We start from the raw sequence: 23,729 nt of genomic DNA, 5'->3' as shown, positions 1-23,729 counted from the left end.
GGTGTTAGTTCGGGACGCGCGTGCCTTGCTCGTCGGCATCGCGTTCATCGAGTTGGGGCGCATCGGCGTCGGCCTGGTCGGCGGACTCGCCGCCATCTTCGGCAGCTTCGGGCGCTTCGGCGGCTTCGGGCGCTTCGGCGGCTTCGGCAGCGTCCGTGGCCTCGGCAGCGCCGGCGGCATCCTCGGACCCTGCCGCCGCGGCCATCGCCGGGGCTTCGGCGGAGTCATCGGCATCGGCCTGTGGCTGCCCCTCGCCGGACATCTCAGGGGACCCTTCCCCGGTGGCCACGCCGGCCGCGGCTACATCTTCGGCGAGCGCTACATCTTGGGGCGCCTCATCGGCGGCATCGGCTGCATCAGCTGAATCAACTGAATCAACTGCATCGGCAGCATCAACTGCATCGGCACCATGCAGCCCTTCGCTCCCATCGGCCGTAGGAACCGCAGCGGCGTCGATGCCATCCACCTGCGCCACGCCTTCCGGCGCCGCGGCAAAGGCCTCTTCGTCGACGCCTGCCGCCGTGGCGACCTCTTCGAAATCGATGGCCCCCTGCTTCAGCAGGGCTTCCTGGACCTGCGCCTGCGGATCCTCCAGCGGCGGCAATTCGTCCAGCGTACGCAGCCCGAGGTCGTCGAGGAAGGTCTTGGTGGTCGCGTACAGCGCCGGCTTGCCGGGCACGTCGCGATGGCCGATGACCTCGATCCAGCTGCGGTCCTCGAGCTTCTTGATCACTTCGGTGCTGACCGTGACCCCGCGGATTTCCTCGATATCGCCGCGCGTGACCGGCTGGCGATAGGCGATGATGGCCAGCGTCTCCATCACCGCGCGCGAGTATTTCGGCGGCTTTTCCGGATTGAGCCGGTCCAGGTATTCGCGCATCGCCGGGCGGCTCTGAAAGCGCCAGCCGCTTGCCAGCGCCACCAGCTCGACCCCGCGCGGCTCCCAGTCCTTGCGCAACTCCTCCAGCAGAACACGGATCGTGTCGGCGCCGACGTCGTCGGCGAACAAGCGGCGCAGATCGGCGACGCGCAGCGGCTCCTGCGCGCAGATCAGCGCCGTCTCGAGGACGATTTTCGCCTCTTGGGTATTCATGTTGTGGTGTGCGGCCTGTCTTTGCATCTGCGTCCGTGACACCCGGACGCGCTGGAGATTGGTCGATTCAGCAGCGCGCGTTCCGCTTCAGGGACGCCTGCCGCCATTCATCGCGCCGCCGACCGGGATGCTTGCCGCATCGGGTCCGCGCGCTTCTCATCGGTGCATCGATTGCCGGTCCGGTCCGGCAGAAGATCGTCCGCCCGTCTCCCGATATCGGTCGGCGGAAGGACCAGCGCGTCGCGCCGTCTCCCCTGTTGCGGCCGACACGCCCGGGCGGTCGTGACCGTCCGGATTGCGAGACAACTTGGTCATGGCCTGGCGTGCAGCCTGTCGGGCCCCTCGCTGCCACGCCGCTGGCCGGTATTCTTGGCCGATGTCGACACCGGATGTTCTAGCCGGACAGTGCGGGGAGGGGAGATGGGTATGGAAACCCATGAGTGCCGTGACAGACGCCTGGAACAAGCGCGACCGGGCGACCACGACACCTGCGCGAAAGCGGCCCGGTCGCCGTGGCTTCCCGCGATTGTATGGCATTCCCGCGCCGGCCTGCAACCGCGGGCTTGGGCGGCGGGCGCCGGCCCGCCCTCACAGGGTCAGGCAGAAGCCGTGCGCGGCCAGCGTTTCGGGCAGCATCGCGGCCCGCGCGAGACCGGCCGCGCCGAACAGCGCCACCGCCGCGCCGACCCCGCGGCGGACCCACGCGCGGCGGGCCAGCACACGCAGCCCGGCCGACAGGCTCGACAGCATCAACAGATTGGGCAGCGTACCGAGGCCGAAGGCCAGCATCACCAGCGCGCCAGACGGAGCGCTGCCGGCCAGCAAGGCCAGCGCGAGCGCGGCGTAGACCATGCCGCAGGGAACCAGCCCCCCACGCGAGTCCGGCGGCATAGCGGCGCAGCAGACGCCGGCTGGTGCCATGCGGAACCGCTCCCGCGCCCTGCCGCGCGATGGTCCTTCCGCCCCAACGCGCCCAGGCTGCCGCCAGACGCCGCGCCACGGCGTTCACACCCGGCGCCTTCCCCACCAGTTGCGCGCCGCCCAGCGTCCATAATCCGGCAAGCAGCAGACTGGCACTGCCGGCCGCGAACAGCGCGCGCTGCACGGGCAGATACTGCGCCTTCCACGCGGTCGCGCCCACCGCGCCGAGCAAGGCGCCGAGCATTGCGTACGCACTCAGGCGGCCGGCATGCAGCACCAGCAGTTCGCGGACCCAGGCCGCGCGGCTGCGGTACAACGACACCGGCGCGGCCCGCCTCGCGTCGTCGCCTTCGAGCACCGGCGCGGCCTGCCGCGCGTCGTCGCCTTCGAGCACCAGTGCGATGCCGCCGCACATCGCCGCACAGTGGACGCCGCCCAACAGTGCCAGCAGAAACACGCTCGCCAGTACGCCGATCGCCATCTCACGCTCCCCTCGACGGGATGCCGCACGGTAGAATGCCCGCACGCTTGACGCCCATCGCGATGCCGATGCCAACTCCCTCCTTTCGCGCGGATTCCAATTGCTGAACGCCATCCCCCCTGAACGACCAATCGACCCGCTGCTCCACCTGCTCGCTGGGGCAGCTGTGCCTGCCGATCGGCATGTCGGCGCAGGACGTCGAAAAGATGGACACGCTGGTGCAGGAACGCGTGCGCGTGCGCAAGGGCGAATCGCTCTATCGCCTCGGCGATCCGCTCGACGCGGTCTATGCGATCCGCTTCGGCACGCTGAAGACGCACGTAACGATGGAAGACGGCCGCGCGCAGATCACGGGCTTTCACCTGCCCGGCGAAGTGGTCGGCTTCGATGGGCTGACCGAGATGCGGCATGCGTCGGACGCGACCGCGCTCGAAGACACCGAGGTCTGCGTGGTGCGCTACAACGAGATCCAGACGCTGTCGGCCTCGCTGCCGTCGCTGCAACACCAGTTCATGCGGCTGATGAGCCGGGAGATCACGCAGGACCAGATGATGCTGATCACGCTGGGCTCGATGCGCGCCGAGGAGCGGCTGGCGGGCTTTCTGATCAGCCTGTCCGAGCGCCTGTCGGCGCGCGGCTATTCGCCGTCCGAGTTCGTGCTGCGCATGAGCCGCGAGGAAATCGGCAGCTATCTGGGCCTGAAGCTCGAGACCGTCAGCCGCCTGTTCTCGCGCTTCGCCGAAGCCGGACTGATCCAGATCCGCCAGCGCCACGTCAAGCTGGTCGACATGGACGGCATCCGCCAGCTGCTGGGAAAGACGGCCTGCTGAAGCCCGCGCGGCGATGGCGCTGGCGGTCGCCATTGCCGCCATTGCCCGCTTTGCCCCCGTTGCCAGCTTTGCCCCCGTTGCCAGGTTCGCCCCCGTTGCCAGCTTCGCCCCCATTGCGCGCTTCGCGCGCATCGCCCGCTTCGCCATCGCCCTACTCCAGTTCGTCCGCGGCCGACATCGGCGACGACATCGGCGCCAGGATCGACGCCGGCAGCATGCACAGCGTCAGCGCGCTGGACAGCGCGCACACCGCCCACGCGACGCCGAAGCCGATCGTGTAGATCGCACCGTGCGACAGCTCGAGCGGCCGTCCGAAGACGCGCAACTCGCTCGGATCGATCAGCGAGAACACCAGCACGAACGCCACGGCCGCGCCGACGAAGGCGGGCCACAGCACCCACATCAGCCAGCGCGCCTTCATGGCCGCGCCACCGCGTGGGAATTCACTGCGTCGCGCGCGTGCCGCGTGGCGACCGTCGGTGCAGCCGCCGTTGCAGCCTCCGTTGCAGCCGCCGTTGCAGCCGCGGTTGCAGGCCCCAGTGCAGCCGCCATCGCTTCCGCCGACGTCACCGCCCCCCGCCGACGTCGCCGCCTGCCGGATCACCAGCCCCTGACGCACCACGCCGTCGACGATGGGTCGATCCGCATGGTGCATCGCGACCCAGATCGTCACCGCGCAGCCCATCATCGCCATCGCCGGGCCGCTGATTAGCAGCCACGGCCACGGTTCCTTCCACCACGGTTTGCATTGGGACATGTCGATGCCTCGTCAAGGTTGGTCCGGAACGATGAAACGGGTGGACTGCCGCACCTGCACGCTGCCGTTGCCCGTGCCCGTGTCCGTGCCCGTGCCGGCCTCGGCCCGGGCACCGTTGACCACGATGTCGACCACATGGGTGCCCGGCGCCGCCTGCTCCAGCGGCACGCGCAGCCGCAGCGGCAGCAGCCGGTTGGAGGTCGGCGCCAGATGGCCGGCACCGCGCTCGTATTCGACCGACAGCCCCGGCAAGCCAGGACTGTCCGCCGTGATGGCGACGTCCAACTCGCCTTCGGTGGTGTTGATCAGCTGCAGCCGGTAGACGTTTTCGATCCAGCGCCCTTCGACTTCGCGCGCCAGCGCCTGCCGGTCGCGGATGATGTCCACCTTCAGCGGCGTGCGCACCGCCACCGACCAGACGAAGCCGCCGACCAGCGCCAGCCACAGCACCGCATACAGCACGATGCGCGGGCGGATCATGCGGCGGCGCGCATTGGCCGCCGACAGCGCGCGCCGCATCGCATTTTCGGACGTATAGCGGATCAGCCCGCGCGGATAGCGCATCTTGTCCATGACCTGATTGCACGCATCGATGCACGCGCCGCAGCCGATGCACTCGTACTGCAGCCCGTCGCGGATATCGATGCCGGTCGGGCAGACCTGCACGCAGATGCTGCAGTCCACGCAGTCGCCGATGCCCAGCGCGCGCGGGTCGGCCTTGCGCGAGCGCGAGCCGCGCGGCTCGCCGCGCTGCGCGTCGTAGGTCACCACGTAGGTGTCCTTGTCGACCATCACGCTCTGGAACCGCGCATAGGGGCACATGTACTTGCAGACCTGCTCGCGCATGAAGCCCGCATTGCCCCAGGTGGCGAACGCGTAGAAGCCGATCCAGAAGGTCTCCCACGGCCCGGTCGACAGGCCCAGCACCGCCCTGCCCAGCGCATCGATCGGCGAGAAGTAGCCGACGAAGGTGAAGCCCGTCCACAGCGCGATCGCGATCCACAGCAGATGCTTGGTGGCCTTGACGCGCAGCTTGCGCGCGCTCCAGCGCTCGCCGTCGAGCCGGATGCGCGCGATGCGGTCGCCCTCGACCTTGCGCTCGATCCACAGGAAGATTTCGGTGTAGACCGTTTGCGGACAGGCATAGCCGCAGAACAGCCGCCCGGCGATCGCGGTGAACAGGAACAGCGACAGCGCCGAAATCACCAGCAGCACGGCCAGGTAGATCACGTCCTGCGGCCACAGCACCAGGCCGAACAGATAGAACTTGCGCGCGCCCAGATCGAACAGCACCGCCTGGCGGCCGTTCCATTGCAGCCACGGCGTGCCGTAGAACACCAGCTGCGTGGCCAGCACCATCGCGACGCGCCAGCTGGCGAACGCGCCCGTGACGGCGCGCGGATAGATCTTGCGCCGGACCTCGTACAGCGAGGCCTCGGTCGAGTCGATGCCGGGCGCGTTCATGGCTGCCTCCGCGGATCGCGCGCACGAAACCGGTTGCCGCAAGCGGTGTCCATCACTGCCCCGCGGCCGGCATCGCGCCGCTGTCGCCCGACAAGCCCCACACATACGCGGTCAGCATGCGGATGCGCTCCGGCGTCAGGATGTCCTCGTGCGCGGGCATCCGGTTGTCGTGGCCCTGCAGGATCGCCTTGACGATGTTCGCCTCGGCGCTGCCGTGCAGCCACACCTTGTCGGTCAGGTTGGGCGCGCCCAGCGCCTGGTTGCCCTTGCCCGTGCCGCCGTGGCAGGCGACGCAGGTCGTCTTGAAGACCGGCTCGCCGCGAGCCGCGCGGATCGGGTTGAAGGCGAGCCCCGACAGCGAACGCACGTATTGCGCGACATCGCCCGCGGCCTTCTCGTCGATGACGGCGGCGAACGACGGCATCACGCCATGCCGGCCCTTGGCGATGCTCTGCATGATGGTGGCCGGGTCGCCGCCATGGAGCCAGTCGCGGTCGGTCAGGTCGGGAAAGCCGCGGCTGCCGCGCGCGTCCGACCCATGGCACTGCGCGCAGTAGTTCAGGAACAGCCGCTGGCCGATCTCGCGCGCCTCGGGATCGGCGGCCACCTGCTCGATCTTCAGGTCCATGTACTTGCCGTACACCGCCTGCTGGCCACGCAGCGCGGCCTTGCCGCTGCGCCGCCAGCTCGCCCTGGCTGGTGAAGCCCAGCATCCCGCGATACGCGCCGAGGCCGGGATACAGCACCAGATAGCCGAGCGCGAACACGCAGCTCAGCAGGAACATCCACATCCACCAGCGCGGCAGCGGGTTGTTCAGCTCGCGCAGATCGCCGTCCCACACGTGGCCGGTGTCCTGCGCCGCCGCGCCGGTGTCGGCGCCGGTGTCGGCGCCGCCCGCCGTGCCGGCCGCGCCCGAAGTGGCAGCGCCCGAGGCAGCCGCGTCCTTGGCCACGCGCGTCTGCGAGAACAGCAGCCAGACGCACCAGACGATGCCGCCCAGCGCGATCGCGCCGATGTAGTAGCCCCAGAAATCCGAAATAAAGTCGCTCATGGCATCAATGTCCCTGCTCGATGGCGTGCGCACGCGCGGCGTCGCGCGGCACGTCGCTGCGTTCGCCCATGGCTTCGCCGCCGGCCTCGTCGGGCAGCGCGAACGGCAGCCAGGCGGCTTCGCGATTGGCGTGGCGCCGCCCGCCGGACCACGCCCAGCAGACGATGCCGATAAAGACGACGAGGAAGATCAGCGTGGAAAACGCGGTCAAGGTCGCCATGGTCATTGGCTCCCGCTGCGCGCGCCCGCTTCCGTGGCGGGGTCCGCGGTGCCGACCGCGCTACGGTTCGCGCTACGGTCCGCGCTACGGTCCGCGCTAAGGCCCGCGCTACGGTCAGCGCTGCCGTCTACGCCGGCGACCTCGATGCCGAGGGTGCGGCGATTGGTGCCGAGGCCCTGCAGATACGCTACCAGCGCATCCTCTTCGGTCCGGCCCTTCAGCGCGTCGGGCGCCGCCTCGATGTCTTGCTCGCTGTACGGCACACCGAGCGTGCGCAGCGTCCGCATGCGCTGGCGGATGTCGTCGGTCGGCAGCGCCGTCTTCGCCAGCCACGGATAGGAAGGCATCACCGACTCGGGCACGACATCGCGTGGATTGCGCAGGTGGATGCGCTGCCAGTCGTCCGAGTAGCGGCCGCCCACGCGCGCCAGGTCCGGGCCGGTACGCTTGGAGCCCCACAGGAACGGATGGTCGTAGACCGACTCGCCGGCGGTCGAGTAAGGGCCGTAGCGCTCGACCTCGGCCTGCAGCGTGCGCACCTGCTGCGAATGGCAGCCGACGCAGCCCTCGCGGATATAGATGTCGCGCCCCATCAGCCGCAGCGGCGAGTAAGGGACGATGCCCGGATCGGGCTGGGTGGTCGAATGCTGGAAGAACAGCGGCAGGATCTGCACGAAGCCGGCGATGCTGACCACCACGATGGTGCAGACGATCAGCCAGCCGATGTTCTTCTCCAGCGTCTCGTGCGAAAAGAAGCGTCGTTGTTGGGACATGATGGAATCCGGATGGCGTTCAGGCGGCGGGAGCGGTGGCGGCGCTGGCAACGGCGGTGCCGGCGGAGGCCGCAACGGCGGTCCCGACGGTGGCCCCCGCCGGAATCACGGGATCGAAGGCGCGGCGGCCCGCGATGGTCCGCGCGACGTTCCACGCCATCACCAGCATGCCGGCAAGGAAGCACAGGCCGCCCAGCAGACGGATCAGGTAGAACGGATATTTGGCCTTGACCGCTTCGACGAAGGCGTAGGTCAGCGTGCCGTCGGGCTGCGTGGCGCGCCACATGAGCCCCTCCATCACGCCGGCGATCCACATCGAGGCGATATAGAGCACCACGCCGATGGTCGCGATCCAGAAGTGCCATTCGATCAGGCGCGTGCTATACATCCGTTGCTGGCCGAACAGGCGCGGCACCAGGTAGTACAGCGAGCCGATCGTGATCATCGCGACCCAGCCCAGCGCGCCCGAATGCACGTGGCCGATGGTCCAGTCGGTGTAGTGCGACAGCGCGTTGACCGTCTTGATCGACATCATCGACCCCTCGAAGGTCGCCATGCCGTAGAAGGACAGCGCCACCACCAGGAACTTCAGGATCGGATCGGTGCGCAGCTTGTGCCAGGCGCCCGACATCGTCATGATCCCGTTGATCATGCCGCCCCACGACGGCGCCAGCAGGATCAGCGAGAACACCATGCCGAGCGACTGCGCCCAGTCGGGCAGCGCGGTGTACTGCAGATGGTGCGGGCCGGCCCACATATAGGTGAAGTTGAGCGCCCAGAAATGGACGATCGACAGCCGGTACGAATAGATCGGGCGCTCGGCCTGCTTCGGAATGAAGTAGTACATCATGCCGAGGAAGCTGGTGGTCAGGAAGAAGCCGACCGCGTTATGGCCGTACCACCACTGCACCATCGCGTCCTGCACGCCGGCATAGGCAGAGTACGACTTCCACAGCGACGCCGGCAGCTCGATGTTGTTGACGATATGCAGGATCGCGATCGTCAGGATGTAGGCGCCGAAGAACCAGTTGGCGACGTAGATATGACGGGTCTTGCGCTGGATGATGGTGCCGAAGAACACGATCGCATAGGCGACCCATACGGCCGCGATCAGCAGGTCGATCGGCCATTCCAGCTCCGCGTATTCCTTCGAGGTCGTGATGCCCAGCGGCAGCGTGATCGCCGCGGCGACGATCACGACCTGCCAGCCCCAGAAGGTGAAGGCCGCCAGCGGCGCCGCGAACAGCCGTGCCTGGCAGGTCCGCTGCACCACGTAGTACGAGGTGGCGAACAGCGCGCTGCCGCCGAAGGCGAAGATCACCGCATTGGTATGCAGCGGGCGCAGCCGTCCGAACGACAGCCACGGCGTATCGAAATTGAGTTCAGGCCAGATCAGTTGCGCGGCGAGCAGCACGCCGACCGCCATGCCGACGATCCCCCAGACCACGGTCATGATGGCGAATTGCCTCACGACGTGATAGTTGAAGGTGTCGGCGGCGCGCGCGGGCGTGGCCGAGCCGGTCAGGCCGGCGGCGGTAACATCCATTCGGACCCCCAAGGATGGATATGGAACAGGAAAGAAGAAGGCGATGAAGGCAATGTAGAGGGGGTCGGGCCGCGCGCCCTTGATCCGGATCAAGCGCCGTGCAGATGCATGGCGCCCCGGGGAACCTCAGTGGTGAAGATCGCAACGGCCCGGCCGCCGCGCGGCGCCGCCCCCCGCATCGGGACGGTCGTTGTCGAGCAGGATCGCCTGCCCTGGCCGCTCGAGATCGTCGTATTGCCCGGCGCGCAGCGCCCACCACAGCGCCGCGGCGATCAGCGCGACCAGCGCCAGGCTCATTGGCACCAGCAGGAACAGCGTGTCCATCGCTAGCGCTCCTTCGGCACGCGCAGCAGCCGCCAGGCATTGGCGACCACCAGCAGCGAGGACAGCGACATGCCGACCCCGGCCATCCAGGCGGTGACATGGCCGCTGGCCGCCAGCGGAATGGCCACCACGTTGTAGGCGAAGGCCCAGCCCAGGTTCTGCCGGATCACCGCCCGTGCGCGGCGCGCGATGGCCAGCGCGGTGGCGATGTCGGCAATACCGTCGTGGGTCAGCACCGCATCGGCGCCGACCTGCGCAAGCGGCGCGCCGCTGCCCAGCGCGATCGACACCTGCGCCTGGGCCAGCACCGGCCCATCGTTGATGCCATCGCCGATCGCAAGTACCACCGCGCCATCGCGCTGCAGGGCGGCCACGTAGTCGCGCTTGCCCTCGGGGCTGACGCGTCCGTGCGCGGCCTCGATACCGAAATGGCGGGCCCACCAGCGCACCGTCGGCTGGCTGTCGCCCGAAACCAGATGGCAGCGCAGGCCGAGCGCGCGCAGGCGCGCCAGCAGGTTGGCCGCCTGCGCGCGCTCGGTGTCCGACAGCACGAAGACGGCGAGCAGTCCGCCTTCGTCGCCCAGCCACACCGGCGAGGCGCCGTCGTGCAGATGGCGGCGCAGCGCATCGAGGGCGGCGTCGTTGCCGGCGCGATCTGGCGGAACCAGCGCCGGCGTATCCGGCGCGAGCGGCACCAGCGTGGGGGGGAACCAGCACGGGCGGCACCAACGCCTCGACGAAGTCGCGCCGCCCCACGCGTATCGGACGGCCGTCCAGCAGCGCCTCCACGCCCTGCCCCGGGCGATTGCGCAGTTGCGTCAGCCGTGGTTCGAAGTTCAGGTCGCCGGCGGTGGAACCGGAGACACCGCCAGGACTCGCCGCACGTTCCGCCGCGGCCACCAGCGCCCGCGCCACCGGGTGCTCGCCGCCGCGGCATAGCGCGGCTGCCAACGCCAGGCACTCGGCCTGCGCCACCCTGCCGAGCGCGATCACGTTGGCGACCGCAAACCGCCCCTCGGTCAGCGTGCCGGTCTTGTCCAGCACGACATCGGTGACACCGGCGAGCGTTTCCAGCGCATGACCGCGCGTCAGCAGCACGCCGCGCCGCGACAGCGCCGCGCCGGCCGCGGCCAGCGCCGCGGGCGTCGCCAGCGACAGCGCGCAGGGGCAGCTGACCACCAGCACCGCCACGGTCACCATCAGCGCGCGCTCGGGGGCGATGGCCCACCACAGCAGGCCCACGGCCGCCGCTATCAGCAGCAGCGCGGCCACGAACCACGCCGCCACGCGATCGGCGATCACCGCGAGCCGCGGCTTGTCGGCCAGCGCGCGTTCGAGCAGCGCGACGATCTCGGCCAGGCGCGTGCCCGCCCCAACCCGCCGCACGGCGATCACCAGCGGACTGCTGGCGTTGTAGCAGCCGGCGAGCACCGCTTGGCCCGGTCCACGCGGCACCGGCCGGCTTTCGCCGCTCAGCATCGACTCGTCCAGATCGCTGCTGCCCTCGAGGATCTCGCCGTCGGCCGGCACGATCTCGCCGGCGCGCACGCGCACGCGGTCGCCCGGCGCCAGCCGCGCGACCGGCACGCGCCGCACCGTGCCGTCGGGGAACAATTGCTCGCAGGTGGCCGGCAACTGCCGCGCCAGCATCTCCGCGCCGCTGCGCGAGGCCTGGCGCACGCGCAGTTCGAGATAGCGCGCCAGCAGCAACAAGGCGACGAACATCGTGACGGAGTCGTAGTAGACCTCACCGGTGCCGCGCACGGTGGCGAGCAGGCTGGCGCCGAACGCCGCGGCCAGCCCCAGCGCGACCGGCACGTCCATGCCGACATGACGCTGGCGCAGGCTGCGCCACGCGCCCGCAAAGACCGGCGCGGCGCTGTAGACGATCACCGGCAGCGTCAGCGCCAGGCTGGCCCATTGCAGCAGACGCAGATGCGTCGCCGCGATCGTGCCTTCATGCGTATAGACGGGCCACGCGTACATCATCACCTGCATCATGCCGAGCATGGCGACCGCCAGGCGCATCAGCAGGCCGCGCCGGGCCGCGCTGTCCTGCCGGTCCGCCGCGGAGAACTCGAACGGCCAGGCGGTGTAGCCGATATCGGCCAGCGCGCCCAGCAGAGCGGCGACGGTCAGCGCGCGGCCGCGCCAGCGCACCAGCACCCGGCGCGTGGCCAGATTGGCGACCGCGGTCTCGACGCCGGGCAGTTGCGCGAGCTTCTGCTCGATCAGCCAGGCGCAGGCGGCGCAGCGGATGTTCTCGGGCGCCAGCGTGATTTCGAATCGTTCCTGCGGTCGTTGCTGCGGTCGTTCCTCCGGCCGCGCTTCCGTCGCGCCATCGAGCCGCCGCACGAAGCGCGCGCGCAGCTCCTCGGTGTCGTAGGCCTGCCAGACCGGCTCGAGCCGGGCCCGTGCCGCGCCGTCGAGGGGCCTGCCGAAGCGGAACTCGCCGCCATAGAGATGGGCGAAGCCGGCCTGGTCCAGCGCCTGTGCCAGCGCCAGGCAGCCGGCGCAGCAGAACGCGCGCGACATGCCGCCGACCTCCGCGCGCAGCGCGTGCTGCGCGGCGCCGGTGGGCAGTCCGCAATGGAAACAGCAGGCGGCGTCGGTCGGGCGGTCCGCCGCGGCGTGCGCCGATGTGGCGGACGCCGATGGTTCGACGTGGGAGGAAGGGGCGAAGGCGATCGGCATCGTAGTCCTGGATGTCCGATCGATTCTAGGGACAGCGCCAGGATGGCGACTTGATCCCGGTCAAGGCGCACGCAATCGGTACGCTGGGCAAGGCGTCGCGGCCAGGAGCCGCTCAGGTAGCCCGGGCAGCCCACGCCGCTCCGGCCGCCATGGCCGCCATGGCCGCTGTGGTCGTCATGGGGGGCTCTTGCCGCGCCGGCCGCCCGGGCCCGCACGCCCTTAGGCCGCTCAGGCCAGTTCCGTGACGCCGGTGCGCCGCGGCGCCTCCAGATACTCGCGCGACTGCATCTCGATGATGCGCGACACCGTGCGATGGAATTCGTTGGCCATCTGGCCCTCGACATAGAGCTCGTCGGGCGGCACCTCGGCCGACATCAGCAGCTTGACCTTGTGGTCGTAGAACACATCGACCAGCCAGGTGAAGCGGCGCGCCTCCGACGACATCCGCGGCGTCATCTTCGGCACGTCCGACAGGATCACCGTGTGGAAGCGCTCGGCCAGCTCCAGATAGTCGTTCTGCGAACGCGGGCCGCCGCACAGCGTGGCGAAGTCGAACCAGACGACGCCGTTGGCCTTGCGCAGCGCATGCAGCTCGCGCTTCTCGATATGCAGGATCGGCGATTCGTCGGCGATGCCGGCCAGCGCCGCGAAGGCATCGCGCAGCGCCGCGCTGGCCTTGGCGTCGAGCGGCGTGTAATAGGCCTGCACCTGCTCCAGCGTGCGCTTGCGGTAATCGATGCCGGCATCGACGTTCAGCACGTCGAGCTTGCGCTCGAGCAGCGCGATCGCGGGCAGGATGCGGTCGCGATGCAGACCGTCCGGATACAGCAGGTCCGGGCGGTAGTTCGACGTCATCACGAACTGCACGCCGTTCTCGAACATCTGCTCCAGCAGCCGATGCAGGATCATCGCGTCGGCGACATCGCTGACATGGAATTCATCGAAACAGATCAGCCGGTACTTGCGGGCGATCCGTTTGGCCAGCTCGTCCAGCGGATCGGGCCGGCCGCGCAGTTCCTCGAGCTGGCGATGCACCTCGCGCATGAACTCGTGGAAATGCAGGCGGGTCTTCCTGACCACCGGCACGCAGTGGTAGAAGCTGTCCATCAGGAAGGACTTGCCGCGCCCCACCCCGCCCCACAGATAGACGCCCTTGGGCACCTCGGGCCGGATCAGCAGCTTCTTCAGCGCATTGTTGCGCCGCTGCTTGTAGGCGACCCATTCGTCGTAGCACTGTTGCAGCCGCGCCACCGCGCGCAACTGCGCCTCGTCGGACCGATAGCCGCGCTGCTGCAGTTCGTGGTGGTAGTACTCGGTGACGTTCATCGGGGGGAAGGAAAGGTAACGGCGGATTCGCCGCGAAGGGCATGGCCCTCACGGCGGCGCCGCGAGGCTCCCCGCTCCCGCGAGCGGGAGCGGAGGTTGGAGAGAGAGCCGCCGGCAGCGGTCGGACCGCCAAGGCGCGGGCGAGCGCCCCGCCGGCTTCCCGTCTCTCTCCCCGACCCTCCCCGCACGCGGGAGAGGGCAACAGCGGACTTACATATTGAGCTGACGCTTGTCCACCGCAAGCGCGGCTTCGCGCATCACCTCGGACATCGACGGGTGCGGGTGGCACACCCGGCCGATATCTTCGCTGGCGGCCTTGAACTCCATCGCCACCACGGCTTCGGCGATCAGGTCCGACGCATTGGCGGCGACCACGTGCACGCCGAGGATCTCGTCGGTCTTCGCATCGGCCAGCATCTTGACGAAGCCGTCCGAGGCGCCCATGCCCAGCGCGCGGCCGTTGGCCACGAACGGGAACTGGCCCGACTTGTACTCGCGGCCCTCGGCCTTCAGCTGCTGCTCGGTCTTGCCGACCCAGGCGATTTCCGGGTAGGTGTAGATCACCCACGGAATGCAGTTGTAGTCGATGTGCGGCTTCTGGCCGGCGATACGCTCGGCCACGGCCACGCCTTCGTCCTCGGCCTTGTGCGCCAGCATCGGGCCGCGCACCACGTCGCCGATCGCCCACAGGCCCGGCACCGAGGTCGCGCAATGGTCGTCGACCGGAATGAAGCCGCGCTCGTCGGTACCCAGGCCAACGGCGTCCAGACCCAGGTTGTCGGTGTTCGGCACGCGGCCGACCGACACGATCAGGCGATCGACTTCCAGCGTCTGTGCGTTGCCGTCCTTGTCGGTGTAGCTGACGGTGACGTTGTTGTCGCCGGTCTTCACCTCGTTGACCTTGACGCCCAGGCTGAACTTCAGGCCCTGCTTGGTCAGCAGCTTCTGCGCTTCCTTGGCGACGCCTTCGTCGGCGGCACCGAGGAACGACGGCAGCGCCTCGAGCACGGTCACGTCGGCACCGAGACGGCGCCACACCGAACCCAGCTCCAGACCGATCACGCCGGCGCCGATCACGCCCAGCTTCTTCGGCACCTCGGCGAACTTCAGCGCGCCCTCGTTATCGTTGACCAGCTTGTTGTCGACCGCGATGCCCGGCAGATGGCGGGCCTTCGAGCCGGTGGCGATGATGACCTGCTTCGCCGTCACCGTTTCGCTGCCGGCCTTGCCGGCGATCTCGACCTGGAAGCCCTCGGCGCCCTTGCCGACGAACTTGCCGTGGCCCTTGAGCAGCGTGATCTTGTTCTTGCGGAACAGGAACTCGATGCCCTTGGTCATCTTGCCGACGATGTCGTCCTTGCGCTTGAGCATCTTGGCCACGTCGACCTTGACGTCGCCGACCGTGATGCCGTGGTCGCCGAGATGGTGCTGCACGTTCTCGACTTCCTCGGACGAGGCCAGCATCGCCTTGGACGGGATGCACCCCACGTTCAGGCAGGTGCCGCCCAGGCGCGGCTCGCCCTTCGGGTCGTCGTAGGGATTGTCTTCGCAGCAGGCGACATTCATGCCCAGCTGGGCGGCGCGGATCGCGGCGATATAGCCGCCGGGGCCGGCGCCGATCACCAGCACGTCGAATTGTTTGCTCATCAGGATTCCTCGGCGTCGATTACAGGTCCAGCAGCAGGCGGGCCGGATCTTCCAGCGCTTCCTTCATCGCCACCAGGCCCAGCACGGCTTCGCGGCCGTCGATGATGCGGTGGTCGTAGGACATCGCCAGGTAGTTCATCGGACGGATCACGATCTGGCCGTCTTCCACCACGGCGCGGTCCTTGGTGGCGTGCACGCCCAGGATCGCCGATTGCGGCGGGTTGATGATCGGGGTCGACAGCATCGAGCCGAACACGCCGCCGTTCGAGATCGAGAAGGTACCGCCCGACAGCTCGTCCAGCGACAGCTTGCCGTCACGGGCCTTGGTGCCGAACTCGGCGATCTTCTTCTCGATGTCGGCCAGGCTCATCTGGTCGGCGTTGCGCAGGATCGGCACCACCAGGCCGCGCGGCGAACCGACCGCGATGCCGATGTCGAAATAGCCGTGGTAGACGATGTCGTTGCCGTCGACCGAGGCGTTGATGATCGGGTACTTCTTCAGCGCATGCACGGCCGCCTTGACGAAGAAGGACATGAAGCCCAGCTTGACGCCGTGTTCCTTCTCGAAGCGGTCCTTGTACTTGTTGCGCAGATCCATCACCGGCTTCATGTTGACTTCGTTGAAGGTGGTGAGGATGGCGTTGGTCTGTTGCGATTGCAGCAGGCGCTCGGCGATACGGGCGCGCAGGCGGCTCATCGGCACGCGCTCTTCCGGACGATCGCCCAGCGCGGCGAAGTCGACCGGCGCGGAGACCTGCTGCAGGGCCGGCTTGGCGGCCGGGGCCGGGGCGGCCTTGGCGGCGGGCGCCGAACCGGCGGCGAGCACGTCGCCCTTGGTGATGCGGCCATCCTTGCCGGTGCCGGCGACCTGGCCGGCCGACAGGCCTTGCTCGGCCATCAGCTTGGCGGCCGACGGCATCGCCACGGCGCCGGCGGCGGGCGCGGCGGCCGGTGCGGCAGCGGCCGGAGCCGGTGCGGGCGCAGCGGCGGCCGGGGCCGGCGCGGCGGCGGCCGGAGCGGCGGCGCCGGCGGTGGCTTCCGTATCGATCTTGGCGATGACTTCATCGGCCGTCACGGTGTCGCCGTCGTTCTTGACGATCTGCGACAGCACGCCCGCGGAGGGTGCCGGCACTTCGAGCACGACCTTGTCGGTCTCGATTTCGATCAGGATTTCGTCCTGCGCGACCGCTTCACCGGGCTTCTTCTTCCAGTTCAGCAGGGTCGCCTCGGCGACGGATTCGGACAGTTGCGGGACCTTGACGTCAACAATGGCCATGGTGGGAGTTTCCTCGCTAGATGCGTGTATTCAGCGGTATTCGGGGCGAACCGGCACAGTCGTGACTAAGGGAGGCGACTGGCGCGGTCCGATGCGGTTCAAAGCGATGCGATCAGGGGATTGCGGGGCGCAGGTGCAAGCAAAGCGGCAAGCGCAGCGCGGCAGGGCCCGCCCACGGCGCGCCCTGCCCGCACTGGCGCTTACTTGCTCAGCACGAAGCCCTTGAGCTTGGAGAACGCCGCGTCCAGCAGCGCCTTCTGTTGCTCGTTGTGCTTGGCGTAGTAGCCCACGGCCGGCGAAGCCGACGCCGGACGGCCGGCGTAGCCCAGCTTCTGCCCTTCCGTCATGTTCTCCATGATGTAGTGCTGGACGAAGAACCAGGCGCCCTGGTTCTGCGGCTCGTCCTGGCACCACACGATCTCGGTGGCGTTCGGATACTTCTTCAGTTCGGCGGCCACCGCCTTGTGCGGGAACGGATAGAGCTGCTCGAGGCGGATGATGGCGACATCGCTGGCGCCCCGCTCCTTGCGCGTCGCGACCAGGTCGTAATAGACCTTGCCCGAGCACATGATCACGCGCTTGACCTTGCTGGCGTTCAGTTCCTCGTGTTCGCCGATCACGGTCTCGAAATGGCCCTTGGCCAGATCCGACAGCGGCGACACCGCGTCCTTGTTACGCAGCAGCGACTTCGGCGTCATGATGACCAGCGGCTTGCGGAACAGCCGGATCATCTGGCGGCGCAGCAGGTGAAAGATCTGCGCCGGTGTGGTCGGCTGGCAGACCTGCATATTGTGGTCCGCGCACAGCTGCAGGAAGCGCTCGATGCGCGCCGAGCTGTGTTCCGGGCCCTGGCCTTCGTAGCCGTGCGGCAGCATCAGCGTCAGGCCCGAGGCGCGGCCCCACTTGACTTCGCCCGACGAGATGAACTGGTCGATCACGACCTGCGCGCCGTTGACGAAGTCGCCGAACTGGGCTTCCCAGATCACCAGCGCGTTCGGCTCGGCGGTCGAGTAGCCGTACTCGAAGCCCAGCACCGCTTCCTCGGACAGCACCGAGTCGATCACGGTGAACGGGGCCTGGCCTTCCGACACGTTCTGCAGCGGCACGTACGAGCCCGCATCCCAGCGCTCGCGGTTCTGGTCATGCAGCACGGCGTGGCGGTGCGTGAAGGTGCCGCGGCCGGCGTCCTGGCCGGTGATGCGCACCGGATAGCCCGATGCCACCAGCGAGGCGAAGGCCAGATGCTCGCCCATGCCCCAGTCCAGCGGCTGGTCGCCGCGGCCCATGTTGGCGCGGTCCTTGATCACCTTCTCGACCAGCGGATGCAGCTTGAACTGTTCGGGGATCGTGGTGATCCGCTCGGCCAGGCGCTTGAGCTCGGTCACCGGCACGGCGGTGTCGGCGGCGTCGGTCCACTTGCGGTTCAGGAACGGCATCCAGTCGACGGCGAACTTGTTCTTGAAGTTCGACAGCACCGGATCGACCGTGTGCTTGCCCGCGTCCATCGCGGCGCGGTACGCCTTGACCAGCTCGTCGCCGAAGTCGGCCGGCACCACGTTCTGCGTCGCCAGCTTGTCGGCGTACACCTTGCGGGTGCCCGGGTGCGCCGAGATCTTCTTGTACATCAGCGGCTGCGTGACCGCCGGGGTGTCCTGCTCGTTGTGGCCCAGCTTGCGGAAGCAGATGATGTCGACGACGACATCCTTCTTGAACTCCATGCGGTAGTCCACCGCCAGCTGCATCGCGAACACGACGGCCTCGGGATCGTCGCCGTTGACGTGCAGCACCGGCGCTTCGATCATCTTGACCACGTCGGTACAGTACAGCGTCGAACGGGCGTCGCGCGGATCCGAGGTGGTGAAGCCGATCTGGTTGTTGATCACGATGTGCATCGTGCCGCCGGTACCGTAGCCGCGGGTCTGGGCCAGGTTCAGCGTTTCCATCACGACGCCCTGGCCGGCGAAGGCCGCGTCGCCGTGCACCTGCACCGGCAGCACCTCGCGATGGCCGGATTCGCCGCGGCGCTCCTGGCGCGCCTTGGCCGAGCCCTCGACCACCGGGTTGACGATTTCCAGGTGCGACGGGTTGAAGGCGAGCGACAGGTGGACCGGGCCGCCTTCGGTCGACACATCGCTGGAGAAGCCCTTGTGGTACTTGACGTCGCCTGCCGGCAGATCGTCGACGTGCTTGCCTTCGAATTCGGCGAACAGGTCGGCGGGCATCTTGCCCAGCGTGTTGACCAGCACGTTCAGGCGGCCGCGGTGGGCCATGCCGATGACGATTTCCTGCACGCCCTGCTTGCCGGCGCGCTGGATCAGTTCGTCCATCGCGGCGATGAAGCTCTCGCCGCCTTCCAGCGAGAAGCGCTTCTGGCCGACGTACTTGGTATGCAGGAAGCGCTCCAGGCCTTCGGCGGCGGTCAGGCGCTCGAGGATGTGCTTCTTCTTCTCGGCCGTGAACACCGGACGGGCGCGCGTCGATTCGAGGCGCTCCTGCCACCAGCGCTTCTGCGCCTGGTCGCTGATGTACATGAATTCGGCGCCGATGCTGCTGCAATACGTCTCGCGCAGGTTCTGCAGCAGCTCGCGCAGGCTCATCGACTCCTTGCCGAAATAGGTGTTGCTGGCATTGAAGACGATGTCGAGGTCGGCCTCGGAGAAGCCGTAGAAGGCGGGATCCAGATCCGGCAGGGGCGGACGCTCCTGGCGCTTGAGCGGATCGAGGTCGGCCCAGTGCGAACCGATGTTGCGGTAGGCGGCGATCAGCTGGGTCGCGGCGACGCGCTTGCGGCCCATGTCGGCATCGGCCGAGGCGACGATGGTGCGGATCGGTCCCTGCTTGGCGCGCTCGGCGAACGAGGCGACGATCGGTGCGTGGGGAATGTCTCGGGAGGCGGTGCCGTTCGCGGCCGGCACGTTCTGCATCGCGTCGAAGTACGCGCGCCAGTTGTCGGGGACGGAGGCGGGATTCTGGAGGTAGGCTTCGTACAGCTCTTCCACGTACGGCGCGTTGCCGCCGAAGAGGTACGAATTGCTCTGATACTGCTGCATCATGGGGCGCTCACTATTCTTCGGGTATGCCGAAGTTAAGCGGGTTTATCAACCTTCCGCGACACGGCTTGACCGGTTAGCGGATTGCAAACAACTCTTGAAGGCCCCTAAGCAAACGGCACCACTGGGGTGCCGGCGCGCAGAAGCCCGGAAGGGCAAGTTGTGCGGGGAAGGACCTAAGTCTTCACTGCGCGTAAGAATAGCACGTTTGTGCAAACGTCCACCGCTCTTTTCCGGTAGTGCAACACCGATCCAACGATTTCCCGCGGTATTGCGCGCCCTGCCGGTTTTCCCCGCCCAAAACCCCGTTCGCAACGGGGAATGGCTGTTGCGAAATGCCGTCGCTTTCTTTCAGACGGCTTTCATTCTGCTTTTTACCGCTCCGCCTTTACCGCTTTCACCGCTTCATGTTCCGTCGCGCGGGGGGATCCGGTCGACCGCGTCGGTAATCACCGCGTCGACGCCCCACCCCAGCAGCGCCGCGGCACGGTCCGGATCGTTGACGGTATAGCAGGCGACCCGATAACCGGCCCGGTGCGCCGCTTCAATCACATCTTGATTCAGTTCCCGATGATTGGCGTCCAGCGCGACGCAGCCCAGCCGCGCCAGCCGGTCCAGCCAGTCGGCCGGCAGCGTGTCGAGCAGCAGCGCGCGCGGCAGGTCCGGCGCGACCCGGCGCGCGGCCTCCAGCGCCGCCTCGGAGAACGACGACAGCAGCGGCGGCACGGCGGCGCCGGCCCACAGCGCCAGCGCGTCGAGCGCGACCGCCGCACCGGTGCGGGCCTCGGTGCCCGGCACCGGCTTGATCTCGATATTGACGTGCAGGCCGTTGGCGCGCGTGTAGGCTGCGATCGCCGCTAGCGTCGGGATCGGCTCGCCGGCATAGGCCGGGCTGTGCCAGCTGCCGGCGTCGAGCTGGGCGAGCTCGCCCAGCGTCAGCGCGTCGGCGCGGCCGCGGCCGCTGGTGGTGCGCTCCAGCGTCGCGTCGTGCAGCAGCACCGCCTTGCCGTCGGCCGACAGCTTGACGTCGAACTCGAACATCCGATACCCGAACGAGGCGCCGTGGCGGAAGGCCGCCAGCGTGTTCTCGGGCGCCAGCTTGCCGGCGCCGCGATGGGCGATCGTGCGCGGATAGGGCCAGGGCGGCAGCGTGCCGGCGGCTGTGGTCGCGGCCGCCGCGGTGTCAGCAACTGCGGTTTCGGCGGCTGCGGTTTCGGTGGCTGCGGTTCGGCCGGCTGCGGTTTCGGCCTCGGTGGACTGGCGCTCGGCTACCATCTCAGGCCTCGATCCGCTTGCCGCTGGCGTGGTCGAAGAAGTGCAGGTGCTCGCTCGATGCGGTGACCGGCAGCTTCTCGCCCGCGCGCACCTGCATATGGCCGTCGAGCCGGACCACCACCTGCTGGCCGCCGAGCGTGCCGTAGGCGAACGAGTCCGCGCCCAGCGCCTCGACCACGCGCACGTCGATCTGCGCGATCGCCTCGTGCGGGGCGCACGGCTCCACATGCTCGGGCCGCAAACCCAGCAGCGCCTGCTGCGGCAGATGCAGGCCCATCGGCAGATGGCCGAGCGTGGCCTCGGAGGGCTGGCCGTCCGGTCCGAGCACGCGCATCTGCGCATCGGATGGCACACCCGAAGGCCCCGCGCCCTGCCCCGCCTCGTTGCGCACCACCGGAATCAGGTTCATCGGCGGCGAGCCGATGAAGCCCGCGACGAAGATGCTGGCGGGCCGCGCATAGACCTCGAGCGGCGTGCCGATCTGCTCCACGCGCCCGCCGTTGAGCACCATCATCCGGTCGGCCAGCGTCATCGCCTCGACCTGGTCGTGCGTGACATAGAGGCTGGTGGTGCGCAGGCGCCGATGCAGCTCCTTCAGTTCCAGCCGCATCTGCACGCGCAGCTTGGCGTCCAGGTTGGACAGCGGCTCGTCGAACAGGAACACGGCCGGCTCGCGCACGATCGCGCGTCCCATCGCCACCCGCTGGCGCTGGCCGCCCGACAGCTGGCGCGGCTTGCGCTCGAGCAGCGGCGCCAGCTCCAGGATGCCGGCCGCATGGCGCACGCGCTGTTCGATCTCGGTCTTCGGCATGCCGCGGATCTTCAGGCCGTACGCCATGTTGTCGTAGACCGTCATGTGCGGATACAGCGCGTAGTTCTGGAACACCATCGCGATATCGCGCTCGGCCGGCTCCAGCCGATTGACCACGCGATCGCCGATATGGACCTCGCCGCCGGTGATGGTCTCGAGCCCCGCGACCATCCGCAGCAGCGTCGACTTGCCGCAGCCCGACGGGCCGACGATCACGATGAACTCGCCATCGTCGATCTCCATGTCGATGCCATGCACGGCGGCGACGTTGCCGGCGTAGGTCTTCTGTACGTTTCGGAGCGACAGTTTTGCCATGTGTTTCTGTTGTTCGATGGGTGTTGCCCGATCTTTGTCGGTAGGCTTTCCCCTCTCCCCCGGGTACGGGAAAGGCGAGGAACACAGTGCGGGATTCCGCTACTTCTCGGTCTCCACCAATCCCTTCACAAACCACTTCTGCATCAGGATCACCACCACCGCGGGCGGGATCATCGCCAGCAGCACGGTCGCCATCACCAGGTTCCACTCGGTGGCGGCATCGCCCGAGCGCGAGATCATCTGCGTGACGCCGACCACCACCGGGATCATCGACTTCTGCGTGGTGATCAACAGCGGCCACAGGTACTGGTTCCAGCCGTAGATGAACTGGATCACGAACAGCGCCGCGATGCTGGTCTTTGACAACGGCAGCAGCACGTCGAGGAAGAACCGCATCGGCCCCGCCCCGTCGATGCGCGCGGCCTCGGCCAGTTCATCCGGGATGGTGAGGAAGAACTGCCGGAACAGGAAGGTCGCGGTGGCCGACGCGATCAGCGGCACCGTCAGCCCGACATAGCTGTCCAGCATGCCCAGATCCGACACCACCTCGTAGGTCGGCAGGATGCGCACCTCGACCGGCAGCATCAGCGTGATGAAGATCATCCAGAAGAAGGTCTTGCGCAGCGGGAACTTGAAGTACACCACCGCGAAGGCCGAGATGATCGAGATCGCGATCTTGCCCAGCGAAATGCCCAGCGCCATGATCATGCTGTTCATCAGCATGGTCGACACCGGGGCCGCCGCCACGCCGACGCCGGAGAACAGCACGGTGCGGTAGTTCTCCAGCAGATGCGGTCCGGGGGATCAGCGTCATCGGCGCGTCGAGCACCTCCTCCGCGGTCAGCGTCGAGGCGACGAAGGTCACATAGACGGGAAAGGCCACGATCAGGATGCCGACGATCAGCACCACGTGGGTCAGGAAATCGAGGAAGGGACGCCGTTCTACCATGAGGGATACCTGTCTGCGGTCTTCATTCGTCGACGTTCAATACTGGACGCGCCGCTCGACGTAGCGGAACTGCACCACCGTCAGCGCGATCACGATCGCCATCAGGATCACCGACTGCGCCGCCGAGCCGCCGATGTCCATGCCGCGGAAGCCGTCGTGATAGACCTTGTAGACCAGCGTGTTGGTCGAGTTGAACGGCCCGCCGTGCGTCACCGCGTCGATGATGGCGAAGGTGTCGAAGAACGCGTACACCACGTTGATCACCATCAGGAAGAACGTGGTCGGCGACAGCAGCGGGAACACGATCGACCAGAAGCGGCGCCACGGTCCGGCGCCGTCGATCGCGGCGGCCTCGATCAGCGAGCGCGGAATGCTCTGCAGCCCGGCCAGGAAGAACAGGAAGTTGTAGCTGACCTGCTTCCACGCCGCGGCGATGATCACCAGCAGCATGGCCTGGTCGCCGTTGAGCAGGAAGTTCCAGTCCACGCCCATCTGGCGCAGCACGTACGAGACGATGCCCAGCGTCGGGTTGAACAGGAACATCCACAGCACGCCCGCCACCGCCGGCGCCACCGCATAGGGCCAGATCAGCAGCGTCTTGTAGGCGACCGCGCCACGCAGCGCGCGATCGGCGAAATAGGCCAGCAGCAGCGCGAACGACATGCCCAGCAGCGCCACCCCCGACCGCGAAGATCGCGGTCACGCGGAACGACTCGATGTAGTTCGGGTCGTTCCACAGCGTCATGAAGTTGGCCGCGCCGACGTATTCGAGGCTGATGCCGAAGGCGTCCTGCTGCAGCACCGACTGGTACAGCGCCTGGCCTGCGGGCCAGAAGAAGAAGATCAGCGTGATCGCGATCTGCGGCAGCACCAGCAGATACGGCAGCCAGGGCGAACGGAAGACGACGCGTTTTTCCATGCGTGG

14 protein-coding genes and 6 pseudogenes are annotated in these 23,729 nt (G+C 68.0%); 1 reads left to right on the top strand and 19 read right to left on the bottom strand.

From position 1 onward, the window contains the following. Positions 1-4 precede the first annotated feature (4 nt). Both scpB and OJJOAM_RS15710 read right to left on the bottom strand, forming a co-directional pair. A complete protein-coding gene (gene scpB, locus OJJOAM_RS15715) occupies positions 5-1,093 on the bottom strand; it encodes an SMC-Scp complex subunit ScpB (RefSeq protein WP_422648478.1) in 1,089 nt (362 codons plus the stop codon). Between the two features lie 588 nt (positions 1,094-1,681). After that, positions 1,682-2,495: pseudogene (locus OJJOAM_RS15710) on the bottom strand (sulfite exporter TauE/SafE family protein). 182 nt (positions 2,496-2,677) lie between these two features. Here OJJOAM_RS15710 and fnr point away from each other — a divergent pair. Then, entirely contained in the window at positions 2,678-3,325 is a 648-nt protein-coding gene (gene fnr, locus OJJOAM_RS15705) for a fumarate/nitrate reduction transcriptional regulator Fnr (protein WP_420070604.1), read from the top strand. A gap of 151 nt (positions 3,326-3,476) precedes the next feature. Here fnr and OJJOAM_RS15700 read toward each other — a convergent pair whose 3' ends face one another. The 17 genes and pseudogenes from OJJOAM_RS15700 to ugpA all read right to left on the bottom strand — a co-directional run bounded on the left by OJJOAM_RS15700 (position 3,477) and on the right by ugpA (position 23,723). Further along, entirely contained in the window at positions 3,477-3,746 is a 270-nt protein-coding gene (locus OJJOAM_RS15700; RefSeq protein WP_265632573.1) for a hypothetical protein, read from the bottom strand. 156 nt (positions 3,747-3,902) lie between these two features. Then, positions 3,903-4,082, bottom strand: a pseudogene (locus OJJOAM_RS15695) (lipoprotein transmembrane); the annotation flags it as partial. Positions 4,083-4,094: 12 nt separating this feature from the next. Next, positions 4,095-5,546 carry a cytochrome c oxidase accessory protein CcoG gene (ccoG, locus tag OJJOAM_RS15690; RefSeq protein ID WP_422648477.1) on the bottom strand — a complete coding sequence of 484 codons (1,452 nt, stop codon included), beginning with the start codon at positions 5,544-5,546 and terminating at the stop codon, positions 4,095-4,097. Positions 5,547-5,598: 52 nt separating this feature from the next. After that, positions 5,599-6,598 (bottom strand): annotated as a pseudogene (ccoP, locus tag OJJOAM_RS15685) (cytochrome-c oxidase, cbb3-type subunit III). A gap of 4 nt (positions 6,599-6,602) precedes the next feature. Continuing rightward, positions 6,603-6,818, bottom strand: coding sequence for a cbb3-type cytochrome oxidase subunit 3 (locus tag OJJOAM_RS15680; RefSeq protein WP_422648476.1), 216 nt, complete (start codon positions 6,816-6,818; stop codon positions 6,603-6,605). Between the two features lie 2 nt (positions 6,819-6,820). After that, entirely contained in the window at positions 6,821-7,591 is a 771-nt protein-coding gene (gene ccoO / locus OJJOAM_RS15675; protein WP_422648475.1) for a cytochrome-c oxidase, cbb3-type subunit II, read from the bottom strand. A gap of 19 nt (positions 7,592-7,610) precedes the next feature. Beyond that, entirely contained in the window at positions 7,611-9,137 is a 1,527-nt protein-coding gene (ccoN, locus tag OJJOAM_RS15670; RefSeq protein ID WP_422648474.1) for a cytochrome-c oxidase, cbb3-type subunit I, read from the bottom strand. Between the two features lie 126 nt (positions 9,138-9,263). Next, positions 9,264-9,434 (bottom strand): cbb3-type cytochrome oxidase assembly protein CcoS, encoded by a 171-nt coding sequence (gene ccoS / locus OJJOAM_RS15665; protein WP_422649620.1) that lies wholly within the window; start codon positions 9,432-9,434, stop codon positions 9,264-9,266. A gap of 29 nt (positions 9,435-9,463) precedes the next feature. After that, positions 9,464-12,155 (bottom strand): annotated as a pseudogene (locus OJJOAM_RS15660) (heavy metal translocating P-type ATPase). A 228-nt stretch (positions 12,156-12,383) separates the two neighbouring features. Next, positions 12,384-13,481, bottom strand: a complete 1,098-nt coding sequence (gene zapE, locus OJJOAM_RS15655; RefSeq protein ID WP_149319123.1) for a cell division protein ZapE — start codon at positions 13,479-13,481, stop codon at positions 12,384-12,386. A gap of 210 nt (positions 13,482-13,691) precedes the next feature. Then, complete coding sequence (lpdA, locus tag OJJOAM_RS15650; protein WP_422648473.1) at positions 13,692-15,128, bottom strand: dihydrolipoyl dehydrogenase; 1,437 nt, start codon at positions 15,126-15,128, stop codon at positions 13,692-13,694. Between the two features lie 19 nt (positions 15,129-15,147). Beyond that, on the bottom strand, positions 15,148-16,404 hold the full coding sequence (gene odhB, locus OJJOAM_RS15645) for a 2-oxoglutarate dehydrogenase complex dihydrolipoyllysine-residue succinyltransferase (protein WP_422648472.1): 1,257 nt from the start codon (positions 16,402-16,404) through the stop codon (positions 15,148-15,150). A 200-nt stretch (positions 16,405-16,604) separates the two neighbouring features. Further along, complete coding sequence (locus OJJOAM_RS15640) at positions 16,605-19,457, bottom strand: 2-oxoglutarate dehydrogenase E1 component (protein WP_422648471.1); 2,853 nt, start codon at positions 19,455-19,457, stop codon at positions 16,605-16,607. Positions 19,458-19,859: 402 nt separating this feature from the next. Beyond that, on the bottom strand, positions 19,860-20,603 hold the full coding sequence (gene ugpQ, locus OJJOAM_RS15635; protein WP_422649619.1) for a glycerophosphodiester phosphodiesterase: 744 nt from the start codon (positions 20,601-20,603) through the stop codon (positions 19,860-19,862). A 127-nt stretch (positions 20,604-20,730) separates the two neighbouring features. Then, positions 20,731-21,855 (bottom strand): sn-glycerol-3-phosphate import ATP-binding protein UgpC, encoded by a 1,125-nt coding sequence (locus OJJOAM_RS15630; protein WP_422648470.1) that lies wholly within the window; start codon positions 21,853-21,855, stop codon positions 20,731-20,733. Positions 21,856-21,954: 99 nt separating this feature from the next. Continuing rightward, a pseudogene (ugpE, locus tag OJJOAM_RS15625) lies at positions 21,955-22,804 on the bottom strand (sn-glycerol-3-phosphate ABC transporter permease UgpE). Positions 22,805-22,840: 36 nt separating this feature from the next. After that, positions 22,841-23,723, bottom strand: a pseudogene (ugpA, locus tag OJJOAM_RS15620) (sn-glycerol-3-phosphate ABC transporter permease UgpA). Positions 23,724-23,729: the final 6 nt, after the last annotated feature.

Source organism: Cupriavidus sp. H18C1 (genome assembly GCF_049311595.1).
GTDB lineage: Bacteria > Pseudomonadota > Gammaproteobacteria > Burkholderiales > Burkholderiaceae > Cupriavidus > Cupriavidus cauae.
This window is presented reverse-complemented; position numbering and strand designations above follow the sequence as displayed.